Origin of the sequence: Bradyrhizobium semiaridum, from assembly GCF_020329505.1 — a bacterium.
Classification (GTDB): Bacteria; Pseudomonadota; Alphaproteobacteria; order Rhizobiales; family Xanthobacteraceae; genus Bradyrhizobium; species Bradyrhizobium semiaridum.
In genome coordinates, this window is sequence record NZ_JAGKJJ010000006.1 from 248,904 (window position 1) to 267,381 (window position 18,478).

17 protein-coding genes are annotated in these 18,478 nt (G+C 64.8%); 10 read left to right on the top strand and 7 right to left on the bottom strand.

Annotation, left to right across the window (positions count from 1 at the left end; translation table 11 throughout):
* Position 1 precedes the first annotated feature (1 nt).
* The 3 genes from J6500_RS10000 to J6500_RS10010 form a co-directional block, all read right to left on the bottom strand.
* Positions 2-1,546, bottom strand: a complete 1,545-nt coding sequence (locus tag J6500_RS10000) for a glycoside hydrolase family 17 protein (RefSeq protein WP_225712634.1) — start codon at positions 1,544-1,546, stop codon at positions 2-4.
* Positions 1,547-1,760: 214 nt separating this feature from the next.
* Positions 1,761-2,153 carry a hypothetical protein gene (locus J6500_RS10005; RefSeq protein WP_225712521.1) on the bottom strand — a complete coding sequence of 131 codons (393 nt, stop codon included), beginning with the start codon at positions 2,151-2,153 and terminating at the stop codon, positions 1,761-1,763.
* 103 nt (positions 2,154-2,256) lie between these two features.
* Positions 2,257-3,681 (bottom strand): FAD-binding oxidoreductase, encoded by a 1,425-nt coding sequence (locus tag J6500_RS10010; protein ID WP_225712522.1) that lies wholly within the window; start codon positions 3,679-3,681, stop codon positions 2,257-2,259.
* A 126-nt stretch (positions 3,682-3,807) separates the two neighbouring features.
* Here J6500_RS10010 and J6500_RS10015 point away from each other — a divergent pair, with 126 nt between their 5' ends.
* The gene (locus tag J6500_RS10015; protein WP_376707786.1) at positions 3,808-4,326 is read left to right on the top strand and encodes a thioesterase family protein; all 519 of its coding nucleotides are present in this window, start codon (positions 3,808-3,810) and stop codon (positions 4,324-4,326) included.
* Between the two features lie 29 nt (positions 4,327-4,355).
* On the opposite strand, the gene J6500_RS10020 is transcribed toward J6500_RS10015, so the two are convergent.
* On the bottom strand, positions 4,356-4,529 hold the full coding sequence (locus J6500_RS10020; protein ID WP_225712524.1) for a DUF1328 domain-containing protein: 174 nt from the start codon (positions 4,527-4,529) through the stop codon (positions 4,356-4,358).
* 278 nt (positions 4,530-4,807) lie between these two features.
* On the opposite strand from J6500_RS10020, the gene J6500_RS10025 reads away from it, so the two are divergent.
* From J6500_RS10025 to J6500_RS10045, 5 genes are all read left to right on the top strand, one after another.
* On the top strand, positions 4,808-7,411 hold the full coding sequence (locus tag J6500_RS10025) for an ATP-dependent helicase (RefSeq protein WP_225712525.1): 2,604 nt from the start codon (positions 4,808-4,810) through the stop codon (positions 7,409-7,411).
* 63 nt (positions 7,412-7,474) lie between these two features.
* Positions 7,475-7,888: a hypothetical protein gene (locus J6500_RS10030; RefSeq protein WP_225712526.1), complete on the top strand. Its 414-nt coding sequence runs from the start codon at positions 7,475-7,477 to the stop codon at positions 7,886-7,888.
* On the top strand, positions 7,888-8,547 hold the full coding sequence (locus J6500_RS10035) for an OmpA family protein (RefSeq protein WP_225712527.1): 660 nt from the start codon (positions 7,888-7,890) through the stop codon (positions 8,545-8,547). The genes J6500_RS10030 and J6500_RS10035 overlap by 1 nt, the downstream gene beginning before the upstream one ends.
* Before the next feature lie 155 nt (positions 8,548-8,702).
* Positions 8,703-9,626 (top strand): ABC transporter ATP-binding protein, encoded by a 924-nt coding sequence (locus tag J6500_RS10040; RefSeq protein ID WP_225712528.1) that lies wholly within the window; start codon positions 8,703-8,705, stop codon positions 9,624-9,626.
* Complete coding sequence (locus J6500_RS10045; protein ID WP_225712529.1) at positions 9,623-10,384, top strand: ABC transporter permease; 762 nt, start codon at positions 9,623-9,625, stop codon at positions 10,382-10,384. The genes J6500_RS10040 and J6500_RS10045 overlap by 4 nt, the downstream gene beginning before the upstream one ends.
* 112 nt (positions 10,385-10,496) lie before the next feature.
* On the opposite strand, the gene J6500_RS10050 is transcribed toward J6500_RS10045, so the two are convergent.
* Positions 10,497-10,829, bottom strand: coding sequence for a hypothetical protein (locus tag J6500_RS10050; protein WP_225712530.1), 333 nt, complete (start codon positions 10,827-10,829; stop codon positions 10,497-10,499).
* 287 nt (positions 10,830-11,116) lie between these two features.
* Here J6500_RS10050 and J6500_RS10055 point away from each other — a divergent pair, with 287 nt between their 5' ends.
* Positions 11,117-11,899, top strand: coding sequence for a L,D-transpeptidase (locus J6500_RS10055; protein ID WP_225712531.1), 783 nt, complete (start codon positions 11,117-11,119; stop codon positions 11,897-11,899).
* Positions 11,900-12,148: 249 nt separating this feature from the next.
* Positions 12,149-12,988 (top strand): alpha/beta hydrolase, encoded by an 840-nt coding sequence (locus J6500_RS10060; protein WP_225712532.1) that lies wholly within the window; start codon positions 12,149-12,151, stop codon positions 12,986-12,988.
* A gap of 29 nt (positions 12,989-13,017) precedes the next feature.
* Here the strand turns inward: J6500_RS10060 and J6500_RS10065 are convergent, their stop codons facing one another.
* Entirely contained in the window at positions 13,018-13,572 is a 555-nt protein-coding gene (locus J6500_RS10065) for a DUF308 domain-containing protein (protein WP_225712533.1), read from the bottom strand.
* A 158-nt stretch (positions 13,573-13,730) separates the two neighbouring features.
* Here J6500_RS10065 and J6500_RS10070 point away from each other — a divergent pair, with 158 nt between their 5' ends.
* Positions 13,731-14,318 carry a TetR/AcrR family transcriptional regulator gene (locus J6500_RS10070; RefSeq protein WP_225712534.1) on the top strand — a complete coding sequence of 196 codons (588 nt, stop codon included), beginning with the start codon at positions 13,731-13,733 and terminating at the stop codon, positions 14,316-14,318.
* 27 nt (positions 14,319-14,345) lie between these two features.
* On the opposite strand, the gene J6500_RS10075 is transcribed toward J6500_RS10070, so the two are convergent.
* On the bottom strand, positions 14,346-16,607 hold the full coding sequence (locus J6500_RS10075) for a spermidine synthase (protein ID WP_225712535.1): 2,262 nt from the start codon (positions 16,605-16,607) through the stop codon (positions 14,346-14,348).
* Positions 16,608-16,803: 196 nt separating this feature from the next.
* On the opposite strand from J6500_RS10075, the gene J6500_RS10080 reads away from it, so the two are divergent.
* Positions 16,804-18,405, top strand: a complete 1,602-nt coding sequence (locus J6500_RS10080) for a phytoene desaturase family protein (RefSeq protein WP_225712536.1) — start codon at positions 16,804-16,806, stop codon at positions 18,403-18,405.
* The last annotated feature ends 73 nt before the right edge of the window (positions 18,406-18,478 follow it).

Below are 18,478 nucleotides of genomic sequence, written 5' to 3' on the forward strand. Positions count from 1 at the left end.
TTTAGGTGCGCGCCCGCCACAGCGTCAGTGCAAGCAGCAGGTAGGCCGCCCCCGTCCACAGCGACTGCCAGTTCTCCGGCCCTTCGCTGCAGCAGGTATAGACCGCCGCCACCAGGAACACGCCGGCGAACAATGATTCCGCCACGGGGCGCCTCGCTTTGCGGGGGTGGTTGAGCAGCGTCATGGCGGCAAACGGGACCGCCGCCATGGTGAGAGCCGCGTAGGGAAAGTCCTTTTCGCGCGGGTCGAACACGAAGCCGAGCGCGGTCTGCGCGCCGATCATGACGACGACGATCCAGACCAATCCGTGCACGGCCGCGAGCAGCGACGGGGTCCGGTCCTCCTCCGGACCCAGCAATTCCAGAAATGCAGGCGGCGCGCGCCCCGATATCAAGGCGCTGGCACCGAACACGGGGGAAGCGGTGGCCGCAACGAGAAGCGTGCCCCACAGCAGCCAAGCGCCAGCTCCGTAACTTTCATGCACCGTCTTCTGGACCGCGACGCCAAACAGAATTCCGGCCGTGGTCGCCGATATTGCCACCGCAACCCATGCGGCCGGCGCGGGCTGCCAGGGCTTGCGCCGTAGGGTCAGCCATGCCGCGCCGAACACCAGGAGTGCCAGCACCATTCCACTGCCCATTTGCAGCTTCCAGGACGGAAAATTGCTGATGGGGACGCCGGGCGGATATTTCGGCATGCGCGATGCGGCATCGAACAGGCCCCAGGATCCGCCAACCGTACCCTCGAACTCGTGCTTCCAGGATTCGTCATAGGCCTCGAACAAATTGACGCGGAAATGCTCCCGCCGGGCCAGTTCGAGCACCTCCGACACCACGCGGGCCTGGTTGGTGCGCGACGGCAACGACGGACCGCGCATCCGCCCCTCGCTCGGCCAGCCGGTTTCGCCGATCAGGATTTCCTTGCCTGGAAAGGCCGACGCGACGCGCCTGCGCACGGCATCGACGTGGGCGACGGCGGATTCCGCCGGGATCGGGATGTTCTCCCAATAAGGCAGGATATGAACGGTGACGAAATCGACCGCGCTTTCAAGCTCCCGATAGCGTAGCCAGTATTCCCAGACGTCGGAATAGGTGACGGGCACCGGCACTTGCGCCTTCACCGAGTGGATCAGGGTGGCGAGGTCGGAAACCGACATTTCCCGATGCAGCAGAACCTCGTTGCCGACCACGAGCGCGATGATCGTGTCCGGATATTGCCGGGCGAGGCGTACCGCGGTCGATATCTGCGTCGCGTTCTTCTGCCGGTCCTTGCTGAGCCAGATTCCCTGAATGACTTTCAGCCCTAGCCCGGCGGCAACTTCCGGGATCTGGTCGAGACCAAGATCGTCCGCATAGGTGCGGACGCACTCGGTGATCTTGGCAAGCTCGACGAGATCTTCCGCGATCTGTTGGCGCGACACCTGCGTCGTCGCCGATGACGTCTGATGGCTGCGGAACGGCGCATAGGATATGCATTGCAGCTTGGCATTCGGATCGATCGGTGCGCGCAGCAGACTGATCGGCGTGGCGAGCCACGCCCACGCCATGGCAATCGCACCGAGGGATATCAGGAGAAGCGGCAGCGAGATGCGGAGAGAGGCCACTTCCGTTTTCCTTGCAGCAATGATTTGCAGGACATTTCTAATGCGAGGCCGACCGAAGCTCGTGCTTGCGTAGGAGTTTGCACCGTAGCCGTGTTTTTCGTCGTGTCGGGGTAAAACGGACGTGATGACTTCAGGAGCGTGCGCCCAGCCCGGCAGCTCACTCCGGCTCGTCGGCGAGGGACGGATGCTCCTTCAGCACTTCGTCCTTGATCGAGGCGGCGTGGATGGCGCGAAACAGCGCGCGGGCCGTCTTCATGTTGTTGGCCTTCATGCATAGGCCGACGATCTCGCGCACCGCGGAGTCGCGCACCAGTTCGTCGGAGATCTTCATCGCGATTTCCATCACGGCCTTGGCGGCGCGCTCGTAGCGCTCGCGTTCGATCTGCTGTTTCTTGGCCGACCGCGCTTCCGGGTTGCCGACCTGCTCGGCGCTGTCGGCGGCGGCGCGGCAGATGGTGCGAATCCGCTGCGCAGCCTCGATATCGCCGAGCGGCTCGGCGACGGGCTCATCCCAGACATCCGACGGCCTGGTCTTCTTGAACCACATCATCGCCACATCCTGTGGCCGGAAGATCGAGACAATTCAAATTTTTGAGCACGATCCCCGCGCAAACGCTGTGCATCTTTCGCGAGGGAAAACTGCGGATCATGCTCTAAGCAACGGGAACGATCTTTCCGGGGTTGAAAATGTTTTGCGGATCGAGCGCCTGCTTCAGCGCCCGCATCGCGTCGAGCGCCTCGGGGCCGAGCTCGGCCTTCAAATATTTCTGCTTGCCCTGGCCGATGCCGTGCTCGCCGGTGCAGGTGCCGCCCATCGCCTGGGCACGCTCGACCAGGCGATGCATGAATTCCTCGCCGCGCGCCATCTCGTCCCTATTGTCGATGTCGCAGACCAGCGAGCAGTGGAAATTGCCGTCGCCGACATGGCCGACGATCGGCGACAGCAGGTTGAGCCGCGTCAGGTCGTCTTCGGTCTCGGTGACGCAATCAGCGAGCCGCGAAATCGGCACGCAGACGTCGGTCGCGACGACGCCGATGCGGTCGCCGGGCCGCAGCGCCTTCACCGACCAATAGGCGTCGTGCCGCGCCTGCCACAATTTGGTGCGGTCCTCCGGTTTGGTGGTCCAGGAGAAGTCGCCGCCGCCGCATTCGGCAGCGATATCGCGGAAATTCTTCGATTGCTCGGCGACCTCGACCTCACTGCCGTGGAATTCGAGCAGCAGCAGCGGCATCTCCGGCAGCGACAGTTTTGAATAATTGTTGCAGGCCTTGACCTGCGCAGCGTTGAGCAGCTCGATGCGCGCGACCGGGATGCCGGTCTGGATCGCAAGGATCGTGGCCTGGCAGGCGCCGCGCACGGTATCGAACGAGCATGCCGCCGCCGCGATGGTCTCGGGAATGCCGCGCAGGCGGATGGTGAGCTCGGAGATGATGCCGAGCGTACCCTCGGCGCCGACGAACAGATGCGTCAAGTCGTAGCCGGCCGACGACTTCTTCGCGCGGGTGCCTGTCGTGATGATCTCGCCGTCGCCCCGCACCACCTTCAGCGCCAGCACATTCTCGCGCATGGTGCCATAACGGACCGCGTTGGTGCCCGAGGCGCGGGTCGAGGTCATGCCGCCGAGCGAGGCGTCGGCGCCGGGATCGATCGGGAAGAACAGGCCCAGGTCGCGCAGATGCTCGTTCAGCGCCTTGCGCGTCACGCCGGGCTGGATCACGCAGTCGAGGTCCTCGGCATGCACCTCGAGCACCCTGTTCATGTCGCGCAGATCGATGCAGACGCCGCCCGCGGGCGCGTTGACCTGGCCTTCCAGCGACGTTCCGGTACCGAAGGCGATCACGGGCACGCGGTGCTGCGCGCAGATCCGCACCACGTCCTGGATGTCGGCGGTTTCCTGCGCCATCACCACCGCATCCGGCGGCTGGTTCGGTAGCCAGGTGGTGGTGTGGCCGTGCTGCTCGCGCACCGCCTGCGATGTGACGAGCCGGTTGCCGAACCGCGCCGCCAGCGCGTCGACAGCGCGCTTCAGGGCCTGCGGTTCGGGTCGCGTCACATTGCTCGAAATCGTCGTCGCCACTTCAAATTTCCTCCCACCTTTAGCCGACCGTGGCAAAGCTTGTATAAGGGGTCAAGGGAGCCTGACTTGAAAAAATCAACGCCGGCGGCGCAGAAGGGCTCATGCTCAACGTCAAACCGGGATGGGATGATGACCACAGTGACTACCACCGGCGAGGTACCGCTACCGCCCGCCCCGTTCCGCTCCTCGGTGATGCAGATCGAGCCGCAATGGATCGATTATAACGGCCATCTCAACATGGCCTATTACAACGTGATGTTCGACCGCGCCATCGACGAGATGTGGCTACAGCTCGGCATCGGTCCCGCCTACATGAAGGCGCGGCAGTGCTCGACCTTCACCGCAGAATGCCATGTGCGCTATCTGAGAGAGATTCACCTCGGTGATCCCGTGCAGCTCTTGGTCTACCTGCTCGGCGCCGACGAGAAGCGGCTGCACACATTCGAGGAGTTGCGCCACGCCGATGAAGGCTGGCTGTCGGCGACGTCGGAGAATCTGACGCTCCATATCGACATGGAGGCGCGCAAGGTGGCACCGTTTCCACCCGACATCCGCGCCCGCGCGCAGGCGATCGTGGACAGCTATGCAGGCGTGGCGCGGCCCGAGGGCATCGGCCGCAACGTGGCAATGCCCTCGAGGAAGTAGCAGTGCGCATCAGAGCACCGCGCGCGCCGCTATACCCTTGTACGGCCGCGCAGCAATCCGACCACCGCCGACACCAGGAACAGGATGACGGCGATGAAGAAGATGGCCTTGGCGATTTCGACCGATGCGCCGGCGATGCCGCCGAAGCCCAAAATGCCCGCGATCAGGGCGATGACCAGGAATGTGACGACCCAGCTCAGCATGATCCAACCTCTGTCTCGTTGCAGTACGCGGGCCGGAGCCCGACGCCGTGTCTGCTGAGACAATCCAGCGGACAAACGCCGGTTCCTGACCGCGAAACCGCGAAATTTTCGCCGATTTCCGGAACCCGCCGCGCTGTGGATTGCTGCGCGGATCGTTCCTGTGGCGCGCGATAAACCTGTCAAAATGGCCGATCAGGCCCTATATGGCCCTCAATCCCTGTTAAGAGGCTCCCCTTCACCGTCCCGCGGTGCCATCGTGGGGCCACAACGATTCGCGCATGACCGAGCCGAGTAAATTGCCGCATCACGGCGTTCCCGAGCACCAGCCGGTGGCTGGCGGCATCGCCGCGCGTGCGCGGGCGGCTGCGGGCGGGCCGCAATATCTTGCCGGCCTCAATCCGGAGCAGCGCGAGGCGGTCGAGACGCTCGACGGGCCCGTGCTGGTGCTCGCCGGCGCCGGCACCGGCAAGACGCGGGTGCTGACCACACGCATCGCGCACATCCTGAGCCAGGGCCGCGCGCGGCCGCACGAGATCCTGTCGGTGACCTTCACCAACAAGGCGGCACGCGAGATGAAGCTGCGGCTCGGCCAGATGCTGGGCCAGGCCGTCGAGGGCATGCCGTGGCTCGGCACCTTCCACTCGATTGGCGGCCGCATCCTGCGTCACCACGCCGAGCTGGTGCAGCTCAAATCCAATTTCACGGTGCTCGACGTCGACGACCAGGTGCGGCTGCTCAAGCAGCTGCTGCAGGCCGAGAACATCGACGACAAACGCTGGCCGGCGCGGATGCTGGCCGGACTGATCGACAGCTGGAAGAACCGCGGCCTGCTCCCGTCACAAGTGCCATCGGGCGAGGCCGCCTCGTTCGGCAACGGCAAGGGCGGCAAGATCTACGCGACCTACCAGGAGCGGTTGAAGATCCTGAACGCCGCCGACTTCGGCGATCTCTTGCTGGAGAACATCCGCCTGTTCCGCGAGAACCCGGATGTGCTGCGCGGCTACCAGAACCGCTTCAAGTTCATCCTGGTCGACGAATATCAGGACACCAACGTCGCGCAATATCTGTGGCTGCGGCTGCTGTCGCAGGCGCCAGCGCGGCCGGGCCGCGCGCTGTCGGAGGTGATTCCGGGAGACCTTACCTCGCCCCGCTTGCGGGGAGAGGTCGGATCGCTCGGCAGCGCAATTGCGCGCCAGAGCGATCCGGGTGAGGGGGACTCTCCGCGCACCGAACTCGCGGAGACTCCCCCTCACCCCGACCCTCTCCCCGCAAGCGCGGAGAGGGAGAAGAGTCCACCCAAAAACATCTGCTGCGTCGGCGACGACGACCAGTCCATCTATGGCTGGCGCGGCGCCGAGGTCGACAACATCCTGCGCTTCGAGCACGATTTCCCCGGTGCAAAAGTGATCCGTCTCGAGCGCAACTACCGCTCGACCGGCCACATCCTCGCCGCGGCCTCGCATCTGATCGCGCACAATGAGGGCCGGCTCGGCAAGACGCTGCGCACCGAAGACGTTGACGGCGAAAAGGTCACCGTCACCGGCTCCTGGGATTCCGAGGAAGAGGCGCGCGCGATCGGCGAGGAGCTCGAGGAGTTGCAGCGCGCCGGGGAGAATCTCAACGATGTCGCCATCCTGGTGCGTGCCTCGTTCCAGATGCGCGAGTTCGAGGACCGCTTCGTCACGCTAGGCCTGCCCTATCGTGTGATCGGCGGCCCCAGGTTCTACGAGCGCGCCGAAATCCGCGACGCGCTGGCCTATCTGCGCACGATCAATTCGCCGGCCGACGACCTCGCGTTCGAGCGCATCGTCAACGTGCCCAAACGCGGCCTCGGCGACGCCACGGTGCAGATGCTGCACGACCACGCCCGCAAGCGCCGCATTCCGCTGTTCGAGGCGGCGCGTGCCGTGGTCGACACCGACGAGCTGAAGCCGAAGGCACGCAGTTCGCTGCGCGAGCTCGTGATGCAGTTCGACCGCTGGCGGGCGCAGTCCGAAGTCACCTCGCATACCGAGCTCGCCGAGATCGTGCTCGACGAGAGCGGCTACACCGAGATGTGGCAGAAGGACCGCTCGGCGGATGCTGCGGGCCGGCTGGACAATCTGAAAGAACTCGTCCGTTCGATGGAGGAGTTCGAGAACTTGCAAGGCTTCCTCGAACACATCTCGCTGGTGATGGACCGCGACGGCGAAGCCGGCGAGGAAGCAGTGTCGCTGATGACGCTGCATTCGGCCAAGGGCCTCGAATTCGACAACGTGTTCCTGCCCGGCTGGGAGGAAGGCCTGTTCCCGAGCCAGCGCACGCTGGACGAACAGGGCCGCGCCGGGCTCGAGGAGGAGCGCCGCCTCGCCCATGTCGGGCTGACGCGGGCCCGCCGCCGCGCCAAAATCTACTTCGCCACCAACCGCCGCATCCACGGCACCTGGTCGACCACGATCCCCTCGCGCTTCCTCGACGAACTGCCCGCGCACAATGTCGAGATCACCGAATCCAAGGGCGGCTCCGGTTGGGGCGGAAGCGGCGGCTACGGCGCCTCGCGCTTCGACAACCTCGAATCATTCGGCTCCAGCTACACGACCCCGGGCTGGCAGCGCGCCCAGGCCAACCGCACCCGCGGCGGCGGGGGACGCAGCGGCGGCTTCGAGGAGCGGCAGTCGTCATTCTCATCCGGCGGGTCCAGCCGGCGCGGCCCTGTCGTGATCGAGGGCGAACTGGTGGCAAAATCCACCGGCACGGTGTCAGACTTCTCGCTGGACGACCGCGTGTTTCACCAGAAATTCGGCTACGGCCATGTGGTGAAGATCGACGGCAACAAGCTGACCATCGCCTTCGAGAAGGCCGGCGAGAAGAAGGTCGTCGACAGCTTTGTGGAACGGGTGTGACAGAGCGGCTTTCTCTGTCGGTAGCCCTTGACCCCAGTTGATTTCATGGGTTCAGATGGCTCCATGGTCCGGGGACGCTTCTTGCTTTTTGTCGTTGCTCTCACTGCGCCGTCGTTCGCGGCCGCGGAGACGTTGAGCTTTGGCGATGCCGCAGCGCAGCTGGCCAAAGCCTGCGGCGCCGACATTAGCGCCAATTGCCGCGGCGTAAATCTGGACTCCAACCGCCTCAAGGAGTGCCTGTCGCGCAACCGCGACGTGATGTCACCGACCTGCAAGGAGAGCTATCTCTCGACGCTGGACGCGATCCAGAAGCGGATCGCGGCGCGCGTCACCGTCGCCAATGCCTGCACCCGCGAAATCGTCAAGGTGTGCGGCGGCTCGACCAAGGAAACCAGCAAATCGGTACCCTGCCTCGTCGCCGCCAAGGGCGTCAGCCGCAATTGCGCCCAGGCGATCACGGACGCGGGGTATCAGTGATGCGTCCTTTCGTGCGCCGTCTGCGCGATCTCGGCCTGCTCGGCGCGCTGCTGCTGGCGCCGCCCGCGCATGCGCAGACCGCGGTCACGCGCGACGACATCATCGCCAAGCTCAACCATTACGAGGCCCCCACCGACGTCGACCTGCCGGCGCTGCGCCAGCAGGTGCTGGAGCGGTCGCGCTCGCGCGGCAAGAACGAGCCGCCGCCGCAGAAGCGTCCACCGATCGCGCCCGATCTCGACAAGCTGCCGGCCATCAATCTCGACATCAAGTTCGACGTCGACACGCCGATCGTGCTGCCGGAATCCTACCAGACCATCGGCCGCATCGCCGACGCGCTGACGCATTCATCGCTGCTGCCCTACAATTTCCTGATCGTCGGCCATGTCGAGTCGGGCGGCAGGCGCGACAATGCCGCACTGCTGAGCCAGCGGCGCGCCGATGCGATCCGCGACATCCTCGTCAACACCTTCAAGATCGCGCCGAAGCGGCTGCTGCCGATCGGGCTCGGCGAAGAGCAACTGCTCGACCCCGCCCGTGCCAACGGTCCGGCCAACGCCCAGCTGCAGATCATGACGGCTTCCAAGGTCGCCGACACCGAACCCGCCGCCCCGGCACCGGCCGTCGCCGCCAAGAAGCCGGTGAAGAAGAAGCACTAGTTGCGCCTTTCCGCCGCGCCCTGCGGGAAGAATTTTCTGCCCCGGCGGGTGATTGCAGAACGGATCGGACGTCCCTATCTGCGGGTAACCCCATTTCCGCCCCGCCCCGGGGCCGCAATCCGCACAATTCCCCTTCATCACGCCATCGCCCCTTCATGTCGTCGATCATCTCCGTTTCCAATCTGTCGAAATCCTACGGCTCCGGCTTCAAGGCGCTGAAGGGCATCGACCTCGATATCAAGCGCGGCGAGATTTTCGGCCTGCTCGGGCCGAATGGCGCCGGCAAGACCACCCTGATCAGCATCATCTGCGGCATCGTCAACCCGAGCCAGGGCAGCGTCTCGATCGGCGGCCATGATATTATCCGCGACTATCGTGCGGCGCGCTCGATGATCGGGCTGGTTCCGCAGGAGCTGCACACCGATGCCTTCGAGTCGGTCTGGGCCACGGTCAGCTTTTCCCGCGGCCTGTTCGGCAAGCCGAAGAACCCGGCGCATATCGAGAAGGTTTTGAAGGACCTCTCGCTGTGGGACAAGAAGGACAGCAAGATCATCACGCTGTCCGGCGGCATGAAGCGCCGCGTGATGATCGCCAAAGCGCTGTCGCACGAGCCGCAGATCCTGTTCCTGGACGAGCCCACCGCCGGCGTCGACGTCGAGTTGCGCAAGGGCATGTGGGAGGTGGTGCGGACCCTGCAGGCCTCCGGCGTCACCATCATCCTGACCACGCATTACATCGAGGAGGCCGAGGAGATGGCCGACCGCATCGGCGTCATCAACAAGGGCGAGATCATCCTGATCGAGGACAAGGCGACCTTGATGCAGAAGCTCGGCAAGAAGCATTTGACCCTGCAACTGCAGAACAAGCTCGATGCGATTCCGGAGACGCTCGCGGTCTACAACCTCGAACTGTCCGCCGATGGCCGCGCCGTGACCTACGACTACGACACCAAGGGCGACCGCACCGGCATCACCAGCCTGCTCAGCGATCTCCGCAACGCCGGCGTCCGGATTTCCGATCTCGATACGAAACAGTCGTCCCTCGAAGACATCTTCGTCAGCCTGGTGAGGGTGCCATGAACTACCGCGCAATCCAGGCGATCTACCTGTTCGAAATGGCGCGCACCTGGCGCACGCTGCTGCAGAGTATCGTCTCGCCCGTGGTCTCCACCTCGCTGTATTTCGTGGTGTTCGGCGCTGCGATCGGCTCGCGCATCACCGAGGTCGAGGGCGTCAGCTACGGCACCTTCATCGTGCCGGGCCTCGTGATGCTGTCGGTCCTGACGCAGAGCATCGCCAACGCCTCGTTCGGCATCTACTTCCCGAAATTCGCCGGCACGATCTACGAGATCCTCTCGGCGCCGATCTCCTATCTCGAGATCGTCATCGGCTATGTCGGCGCCGCCGCCACCAAGTCGATCATCCTCGGCCTGATCATCCTGGCCACCGCCGGGTTGTTCGTGCCGCTGCACATCAATCATCCGATCTGGATGCTGACCTTCCTGGTGCTGACCGCCGTCACCTTCAGCCTGTTCGGCTTCATCATCGGCATCTGGGCCGACGGTTTCGAGAAGCTGCAGATGATCCCGATGCTGGTGGTGACGCCGCTGACCTTCCTCGGCGGCAGCTTCTATTCGGTGAACATGCTGCCACAGGGATGGCGCACCATCACGCTGTTCAATCCGGTGGTCTATCTGATCTCCGGCTTCCGCTGGAGCTTCTTCGAGATCGCCGATGTCAGCGTCGCCGTGAGTCTCGGCATGACCATCGGCTTCCTGGTGATCTGCATGGCCATCGTGGCGTGGATCTTCCGGACCGGCTATCGGCTGAAGAACTGACTTGCGACGGGATATCGAAGCCCGGATGCAGCGCAGCGCAATCCGGGTCGGCATCCGCGAACGGAGCGGCCCCCGGATTTCGCTTCCGCTCCATCCGGGCTACAAGCGCTCGCTACCGATAGCAGTAGAAATGTCCGTGGCGGTAATAGCCGCGGCAGCGGTGGCCGCGACGCCAGCCACGATCCGGAATCCCGAACACACCCTTGACCGCCCCCACGGCACCGCCGACGCCGGCGCCGACGGCGCCACCAACCACGCCGCCGACCGGCCCGGCGATCCGGTTGCCTTCATAGGCCCCCTCATGGGCGCCGCGGACGATGCCCTGGGCGTGACCGGCATGAGGGATCGCCAGCAGCGCGAACGCGAGGGCGGCAACGGCAAGCAGGAGCCGCGCGGAAAGGCCGGCTGGGACGACGGCCGCGGTCTTAACCTTGGTGTTGTTCATCTCTATTCCTTGGATCGCGACGCGAATGCGTCACCGGGCGGGATTGTGAAACGCCCATGCGGCCAAATGGTTGCGTGTTGACGGCCATTTGGAGCCGTTGTCGCGGCGCGCTCGCGAAAAAGTCAGCACGCGGCGGGCGCACGAGCCCGCGTTCGGCCTTGCTTGCGCCGCGCGCCGGATTAACGATGGCCTGGTACGCCACTGGAACCAAACTCTGATTCCGGGCATATTCGATGCCGGGGACGGAGAGCCGCGGCGCTGTGATCAGCCTGGAGGCCAAAGGTAAAATGCGTTCGTTCCTCGTTGCATTCACGTCCGTGATGCTACTCACCGCCGGCGCCGCGCAAGCCAAGGTCGACGTTACCATCGACAAGGACAATCAGCAGATGACCGTCGCGGTCGACGGCGTGGCGCGCTACCACTGGCCGGTCTCCAGCGGCATTCCCTCGCGCGAAACGCCGAACGGCACCTTCCGCGCCTTTCGCATGGAAGAGGATCACTACTCCAAGGAATTCGACGACGCACCGATGCCGCACGCGATCTTCTTCACCAAGGTCGGACACGCAATCCACGGCACCGACTCGGTGAGCCGTCTCGGCACGCCGGCCTCGCATGGCTGCGTGCGGCTGTCGCGCGCCAATGCCTCGACGCTCTACGCGCTGGTCCAAAAGGAAGGCGTGCTCAACACCACGGTGACGCTGACCGGCTCGTCGCAGGTTGCACTGGCGCGGAATCCGCGCGGCCGCAACGGCACCGCCGTCGCGCGCCAGGCGCCGCAGCAATACGATCAGCAAACCCAGGCCACCGCCGGCGATCCGGTCGTGCTGACGCCGCAGCCGCGGGAATATCCGGCGCAGGCGCGCGCCGACGACGGCTACATCTATCCGGCTGACGGCAGCTCGACCGACCAGCGTTATCCGGCGCCGCGTACCACCCGCCGCGTCTACGACGCGCAGGGTTATGGTCAGCAGCAGTACTACGGCAACCAGGGTTACGCAGCACCGCAGTATTACCAGCCGCAACCGCGGACGTATTATCAGCCGCGCGGGTTCTTTACCTACCAGGACTGAACTGGTCCTCTCATCCGCTCACGACGGGATGGAGGGCGGGCGGTATCGCTATCTCTTCACCTGTTTGTGACCGCCTCGCCGGCGCACCGTGTGCGCCTGCCGCGGCATATCGTTTCGCAGTCATCTGAATGTAAAATTAGCCCGATATTCCGCACCACAGCGCCCGCCCGGCCGGTACAGGCCGTTGGCCGCGGAGTGCCTGATGATGTCAGAGCCAGTGCGCGTCGTTGCGAAATATCAGGGATTACAATGAAACGGGGCATCATTGTCCTTTGCCTGTGCGCTGTGGCGATGGCGGCCTATTTTACCACCGACCGGTGGGCCATCCGTCATGCGACGCTGACGTTTCATGACATCCTGCGCGAAGACCGCAACGTGACGGTGCAGGTCGCCGTCCGCCGCGACCGCGAAATGCAGTCCATGGCCGAGATGATCGAGCTGCCGGTCGCGATCCTGAGCCACGGCAACACGGTCAAGAACACCGAGTACTCGTTCCTGACCAACGTATTCGCCTCGCGCGGCTACCTTGTGATCAGCATTCAGCACGATCTCGAGACCGATGCGCCGATGGTGACCAAGATCGGCGAGGAATATGTCGGCCGCCGCATGCAGTACAATCGCGGCGCGTTCAACATCATGCACGCGATCGATGAGCTCAAGAAGCTCTATCCGAACGCGGATTATCGGCATCTGACGCTGATCGGCCATTCCAACGGCGGCGACATCTCGATGTTCTTCGCAAAGCAGCATCCCGAACTGGTGAAGAAGGTGGTCACGTTGGACAATCTGCGCGTGCCCTTTATCACCGACGGCAAGATCAAGATCCTCTCGTTCCGCTCGAAGGATCCGCACTTCAAGGCCGATCCTGGTGTCGTGCCCGACGACGAGACCTGCGCCAGGGCCGGCATCAAGGTGGTCAACACCGAGTTTCAGCACAACGATCTCAGCGATCGCGGCCCCGAAAGCGCCAAATCGTCGATCCAGGCCAAGGTGCAGCAATTCCTCGACGAGGACGAGCCGCCGTCGACGATCCCGCTGCTGACCGCGGCCGCGCCGAGTTCGGCCAACGCGCCGGCCGGGAAGAAGTAGCCGGCGCGCGCCGATGCGATCAGCCGGGCCTACGCATGCGCGTTGCGATTGGCCGTCGCGGCGAGCCAGATCGCCGACAGCAGGAAGTAGAACGCACCGAACCCGGCATACGGAACGATGTCCAGGATCGTCGGCGTCACGCTGCCGAGGGACTGGCTGATCATGTAGCCGCCGGCGACGGCCGACTGCGCGCCGCTGAGGATCATCGCCCATTGCGCGCCGTAGCGGCGCCAGCGCGTCGCGCCGGTGGAGAGTTGCAGAAGGCCAGACAGGATCGCCCACACCCCGAACACCGCCAGCACGGCGTAGGCGCTGTGGCTCACCGCGACGATCACGGCGAGCGCCGTCACCGTGCTGACCACGACATTCAACGTCTGCGACGGGTTGGCTATCAGGCCGCCATTGACCTGGCCGTCCGCCAGATTGGCGACGGCGTCCCATGCCGGATAGATCACCAGCAGGAAGGCGACGACGACCGGCTGCCCGCGGAACAAGACGGCAGCAGCAATCCAGGCGATCGAGAAGACCGCGCGTCCGAAGTAATAGGATCGAAGCCAGCTGATTTGGGGTGTTTGACTTTGCATTGACGGATTCTCCCGGGTAACTACCTACTAGTAGGAAGATGACAGCCTACTAGTAGGTAGGTACAAGGGAGGAGTCAATCCGGCCGCCCGACACGACCGTGTGAAGACGGGCGCGCTGCAATCCATTCAGACAGACGAGTCGCAAGACTGGCGACGACGTGAGATCAATGACCTCGACCGCAGACAAAATCCTCGACGTCGCGCAGTCCCTCATCGTCGCGGGAGGCTACAACGCGTTCAGCTATGCCGACATTTCGGATGCGATCGGCATCCGGAAGGCAAGCATCCACCACCATTTCCCGACCAAGGCCGAGCTGGTCGCGGCGCTGGTGGATCGCTACCGGCAGCAAGTGGAAGCGGGCTTGAAGTCGCTTCAGGCGCAGTCCGCAAACCCGGCCGACCAAGTGCAGTCCTATCTGAACTTCTGGCAGACCTGCATTCGCGATGCTTCGCTGCCGTTCTGCGTCTGCGCGATGCTTGCCGGCGAGATGCAGATGCTGCCGGACGACGTCGCCTCCCGCGTCCGCGCGCACTTCCACAGTCTGGCGAAGTGGCTTGCGTCGGTGTTACAGGCAGGAGCCGAGCAGCATGTGTTCCGGCTCGACCAGGGGCCGGAAGATGAAGCCCAGGTGCTGATGGCATCGGTGCATGGTGCGATGCTGTCCGCGCGGGCTTTTGGCGATCCCGAGCTGTTTGCCGCGATCGTCAACGCACAAATTGCCAAGCTCCTGGTACAGGGTCGCTAGGCGGCCGGGGTAGGCAGCGCGCGGCCGCTACTGCTCGCCGTCGCGCAGGCGACGCCACACCGCGCCGAGCACGTTGGAGTAGTCGTCGGTCCAGACCCGCTGCTTCTCGTCGGCCTCGGTCTCGGTCCAGACGTCGGATGATGCGAGCTTGCCGACGTCGGCCTCCTCGCGCGCCGAGACCACGACAGAGGTCGAGAAGATGTACTCGTTGTCGCGGCCGGAATCCTCGCTGTAGACCCAGCTCTTCATGTCGTTGGCGTCGGCGATGCCGACCACGACGCTGGACAGCTCGAGATGCCGGTTGGAGACGTGCATCACGACAGCGCCCTGCGGCGCCAGCTTCTGCTTGTAGATCGCCATCGCCTCTTCGGTCGCGAGGTGAATCGGGATCGCGTCCGACGAATAGGCGTCGACGATGATGAGGTCGTAGATGCCGTCGGGCTCCTTGGTGAAGGTCAGCCGCGCGTCGCCGATGACAGGCTTCAGGTTCGGCTCGCAGTTCTGGATGTAGGTGAAGTATTTCGGGTCGCGCGCGGTATCGACCATCGACTGGTCGATCTCGAAGAACTTCCAGTCCTCGCCGGGCTGCGAGGCGCAGGCCAGCGTGCCCGAGCCGAGCCCGATCACGGCGACCTTCAGCGGCGCGCCCTTGCGCTCGCGGATCGCGCTGATGGCGCGGCCGATGCCGCCGTCCTGGTGATAATAGGTGATCGGCTCCGGTCGCCCGGTCACCGGCGTGCCGTCGTCGTTCTTGAACTTCTCGGCGCCGTGAATCGTGGTGCCATGCATCAGCACATGATACTGCCCGTTCGGCGTCACCACGATCTTGTGCACGCCGAAGAAGCTGCGCACGGTCTCGACGCGGCCGTCGTCGGACGGATAGGCGCGCAGCAGCACTAGCGCCACGATGACGGTGGCAAAGATCTTCCACCGATTGGCGTTGAGCCCGAGCGCCAGCAGCGCCGAGAGCACGCCGACCGCGCCGATCATCCAGACCCGCCGGTCGTCGAGCCAATTGAAGGTCTCACCGGCAGAATAGCTCGGTGCGATCAGCGCGACCGCGAGCACGGCGAGGAAGGGCCAGTACCATTTGCTCCAGCGCGGCAGCCGCTCCGTGCCGGTCGGGCGGCACAGCGCCGCCAGCGCCAAGAGGATCGGATATTCGGCCACCCATGAGAAGGTGAAAGGTGCAATCAATCCAGCGAACAGCCCGCCGACCATGCCGCCGAACGACAGCGCGACATAGAAGCCGGTGAGATATTTTGCGGCGGGCCGCGTGCGCGCGAGTTCGCCGTGGCAGGCCATCGCAATAACGAAGAAGCAGAGCTGGTGGCCGCCGAGCGTCAGCAGCAGGTTCTGCTCGCCGCCGACCGCGAGCAGAATCACGACGCCGGCAATCGCCAGCGGCTGTAACAGCAGCATCCATTTGTGCGGCAGCAGCGGCCGCGACTGGAACACCAGCACCCAGGTGAGCAGATAGAGCGACAGCGGCAACACCCAGAGCAGCGGCGCGGCGGCGACGTCGGTCGAGATATGCGCAGTGACGGCGATCAGCAGACCCGACGGCACCGCGGCAAGGAAGATCCAGCGCGCGCGCAGCAGCCAGGGCGATGCCGGCGCACTCGCATCGTCGGCGGGCATGTTGAGCGCGGCCGCATTGGCCGGCGCGCGCAGCAGCAGCGCGCCGCAGCCCGCAATCAGGACGATCAGCAGGCCATAGCCGCAGGTCCAGATCAGGTTCTGGCTGCGCAGGGTGAACACCGGCTCCAGCAGCACCGGATAGGACAGCAGCGCCAGGAAGCTGCCGATGTTCGAGGAGGCATAGAGGAAATACGGATCGGGGCCGTCGGGATGGCCAGTGCGCACGAACCAGGCCTGCAGCAGCGGATTGTTGGCGGCGAGCGCGAAGAACGGCAGGCCGATCGAGACCGCGAACAGGCCGAGCAGCCACAGAGCATAGCCTGAAGTCGGCGGCTCGCCCCAGCCGCTCCTGATCGCGAGCGGCAGCGTCAGCAGCGCGACGACGAGCAGCACCAGATGCACCACGACGGGAACCGCGCGGCGCTTCGCCTTCATCAGAAAATGCGCATAGGCGTAGCCGCCGAGCAGCAATGACTGGAAAAACACCATCGCCACCGACCACACCGCCGGCGAGCCGCCGAGCCGCGGCAGCACCATCTTGGTGAACAGCGGCTGCACCGAGAACAGCAGCAGCGCGCTGACGAAGATCGCGGCGGTATAGACAACCAGCACCAGCCGGTTTCGCGAGGCAGACGGCTCTGACGTCATGAAAGCTCCGGCATGAACCCGGCGGGCGCCGGAGGCGGACGGTCCGGCGGGAGTGCACCGGAGATCCTGAGTTGAGCATATGGCCGTATCACGGGCAAGAAACCGCAGTCACGCGGACTTGACGCAGCGCCGCTGCGGCGCGACAGCACGCTGGATCATTTTGAGCATGATGTAGCCATTCCCTGTTGAAGCCGACATGAACGAAACCGACGTCGTCATCATTGGTGCGGGGCATAACGGCCTCACCTGCGCGGCCTATCTCGCGATGGCGGGGCTGCGCGTGAGGGTCGTGGAACGCCGCAAGGTGGTCGGCGGCGCCGCCGTCACCGAGGAATTCGTTCCCGGCTTCCGCAATTCGGTCGCCGCCTACACGGTGAGCCTGCTCAACCCGCAGATTGTGTCTGACCTGAAACTTGCCGAGCACGGGCTCAAGATCGTCGAACGCCGCGCCCAGAATTTCCTGCCGGCGCCGGACGGCAGCTACCTCTTGACCGGCGAAGGCCGTACCGCGGATTCGGTCGCTCGATTGAGCCAGCGCGACGCCGAAACCATAGGCGCATTCTCGGCGGAACTCGAAGCCATCGCCGATGTGCTGCGCCAGTTCGTGCTGCGCGCGCCGCCGAACGTCGTCGAGGGCTTTGGCCTCGGTGCCGTGAGCGAGGCATTCAACGCGCTCGGCACCGCCAACATCCTGCGGCGGCTGTCGCTGGAGCAGCAGCGCAACCTGCTCGACCTGTTCACGCGCTCGGCCGGCGAGATGCTCGACGAGCGGTTCGAGAGCGACCTCGTCAAGGCACTGTTCGGCTTCGACGCCATCGTCGGCAATTATGCCAGCCCCTACGCCGCCGGCTCGGCCTATGTGATGCTGCATCATGCCTTCGGCGAGGTGAACGGCAAGAAGGGCGTCTGGGGCCACGCCATCGGCGGCATGGGCGCGATCACACAGGCGATGGCCCAGGCGGCGCGGAGCCACGGCGCCGAGATCGCGACCGATGCCGGCGTGCGCGAGGTGATCGTCGAGAAGGATCGCGCCTGCGGCGTCGTGCTCGACAATGGCGAAATCATCCGCGCCAAATATGTCGCATCGAACGTCAATCCAAAACTGCTGTACACCCGCCTCGTGCCTGATGGCGCGCTGGCGGCGGACTTCCGCGCGCGCATCGCGCGCTGGCGCAACGGCTCCGGCACCTTCAGGATGAACGTCGCGCTCAGCGCCCTGCCCTCGTTCACCGCATTGCCGGGCGACGGCGATCATCTCACCGCCGGCATCATCATCGCGCCCAGCCTCGGCTACATGGACCGCGCTTGGCGCGATGCGTGCGAGTTCGGCTGGAGCCGTGCGCCTGTTGTCGAGATGCTGATCCCGTCGACGCTCGACGACAGCCTGAGCCCGCCCGATCGGCATGTTGCCAGCCTGTTCTGCCAGCACGTCGCGCCGCAACTGCCTGACGGCAAATCCTGGGACGACCATCGCGATGAAGTCGCCGACCTCATGATCGCGACCGTCGACCGCTACGCGCCCGGCTTTGCCGGCAGCGTGATCGGCCGCCAGATCCTGTCCCCGCTCGACCTCGAGCGGCAGTTCGGCCTCGTCGGCGGCGACATCTTCCACGGCGCGCTGACGCTGAACCAGTTGTTCTCGGCACGGCCGATGCTCGGTCATGCCGACTACCGCGGCCCCTTGAGGGGCCTCTACCATTGCGGCTCGGGCGCCCATCCCGGCGGCGGCGTCACCGGCGCTCCCGGCCACAATGCCGCGCGCACGATCCTTGCCGACCATCGCGCGCTGTTCGGGTGACGCGCAAGCCCGTGGACAGCTTTGTGCAGAAGCGGTGGATCAGTCGTGGATAAGCCGCCGGATTCCTGGTAGT

What these genes read in the sequence shown, in the direction of transcription:
- J6500_RS10005 (WP_225712521.1), bottom strand. Translation starts at nt 2,153, where the DNA reads ATGATGTGGTTCAAGAAGACCAGGCCGTCGGATGTCTGGGATGAGCCC.
- J6500_RS10030 (WP_225712526.1), top strand. Translation starts at nt 7,475, where the DNA reads ATGGTCCGGGGACGCTTCTTGCTTTTTGTCGTTGCTCTCACTGCGCCG.
- J6500_RS10015 (WP_376707786.1), top strand. Translation starts at nt 3,808, where the DNA reads ATGATGACCACAGTGACTACCACCGGCGAGGTACCGCTACCGCCCGCC.
- J6500_RS10025 (WP_225712525.1), top strand. Translation starts at nt 4,808, where the DNA reads ATGACCGAGCCGAGTAAATTGCCGCATCACGGCGTTCCCGAGCACCAG.
- J6500_RS10075 (WP_225712535.1), bottom strand. Translation starts at nt 16,607, where the DNA reads ATGACGTCAGAGCCGTCTGCCTCGCGAAACCGGCTGGTGCTGGTTGTC.
- J6500_RS10000 (WP_225712634.1), bottom strand. Translation starts at nt 1,546, where the DNA reads ATGGCGTGGGCGTGGCTCGCCACGCCGATCAGTCTGCTGCGCGCACCG.
- J6500_RS10055 (WP_225712531.1), top strand. Translation starts at nt 11,117, where the DNA reads ATGCGTTCGTTCCTCGTTGCATTCACGTCCGTGATGCTACTCACCGCC.
- J6500_RS10050 (WP_225712530.1), bottom strand. Translation starts at nt 10,829, where the DNA reads ATGAACAACACCAAGGTTAAGACCGCGGCCGTCGTCCCAGCCGGCCTT.
- J6500_RS10080 (WP_225712536.1), top strand. Translation starts at nt 16,804, where the DNA reads ATGAACGAAACCGACGTCGTCATCATTGGTGCGGGGCATAACGGCCTC.
- J6500_RS10060 (WP_225712532.1), top strand. Translation starts at nt 12,149, where the DNA reads ATGAAACGGGGCATCATTGTCCTTTGCCTGTGCGCTGTGGCGATGGCG.
- J6500_RS10065 (WP_225712533.1), bottom strand. Translation starts at nt 13,572, where the DNA reads ATGCAAAGTCAAACACCCCAAATCAGCTGGCTTCGATCCTATTACTTC.
- J6500_RS10045 (WP_225712529.1), top strand. Translation starts at nt 9,623, where the DNA reads ATGAACTACCGCGCAATCCAGGCGATCTACCTGTTCGAAATGGCGCGC.
- J6500_RS10040 (WP_225712528.1), top strand. Translation starts at nt 8,703, where the DNA reads ATGTCGTCGATCATCTCCGTTTCCAATCTGTCGAAATCCTACGGCTCC.
- J6500_RS10020 (WP_225712524.1), bottom strand. Translation starts at nt 4,529, where the DNA reads ATGCTGAGCTGGGTCGTCACATTCCTGGTCATCGCCCTGATCGCGGGC.
- J6500_RS10035 (WP_225712527.1), top strand. Translation starts at nt 7,888, where the DNA reads ATGCGTCCTTTCGTGCGCCGTCTGCGCGATCTCGGCCTGCTCGGCGCG.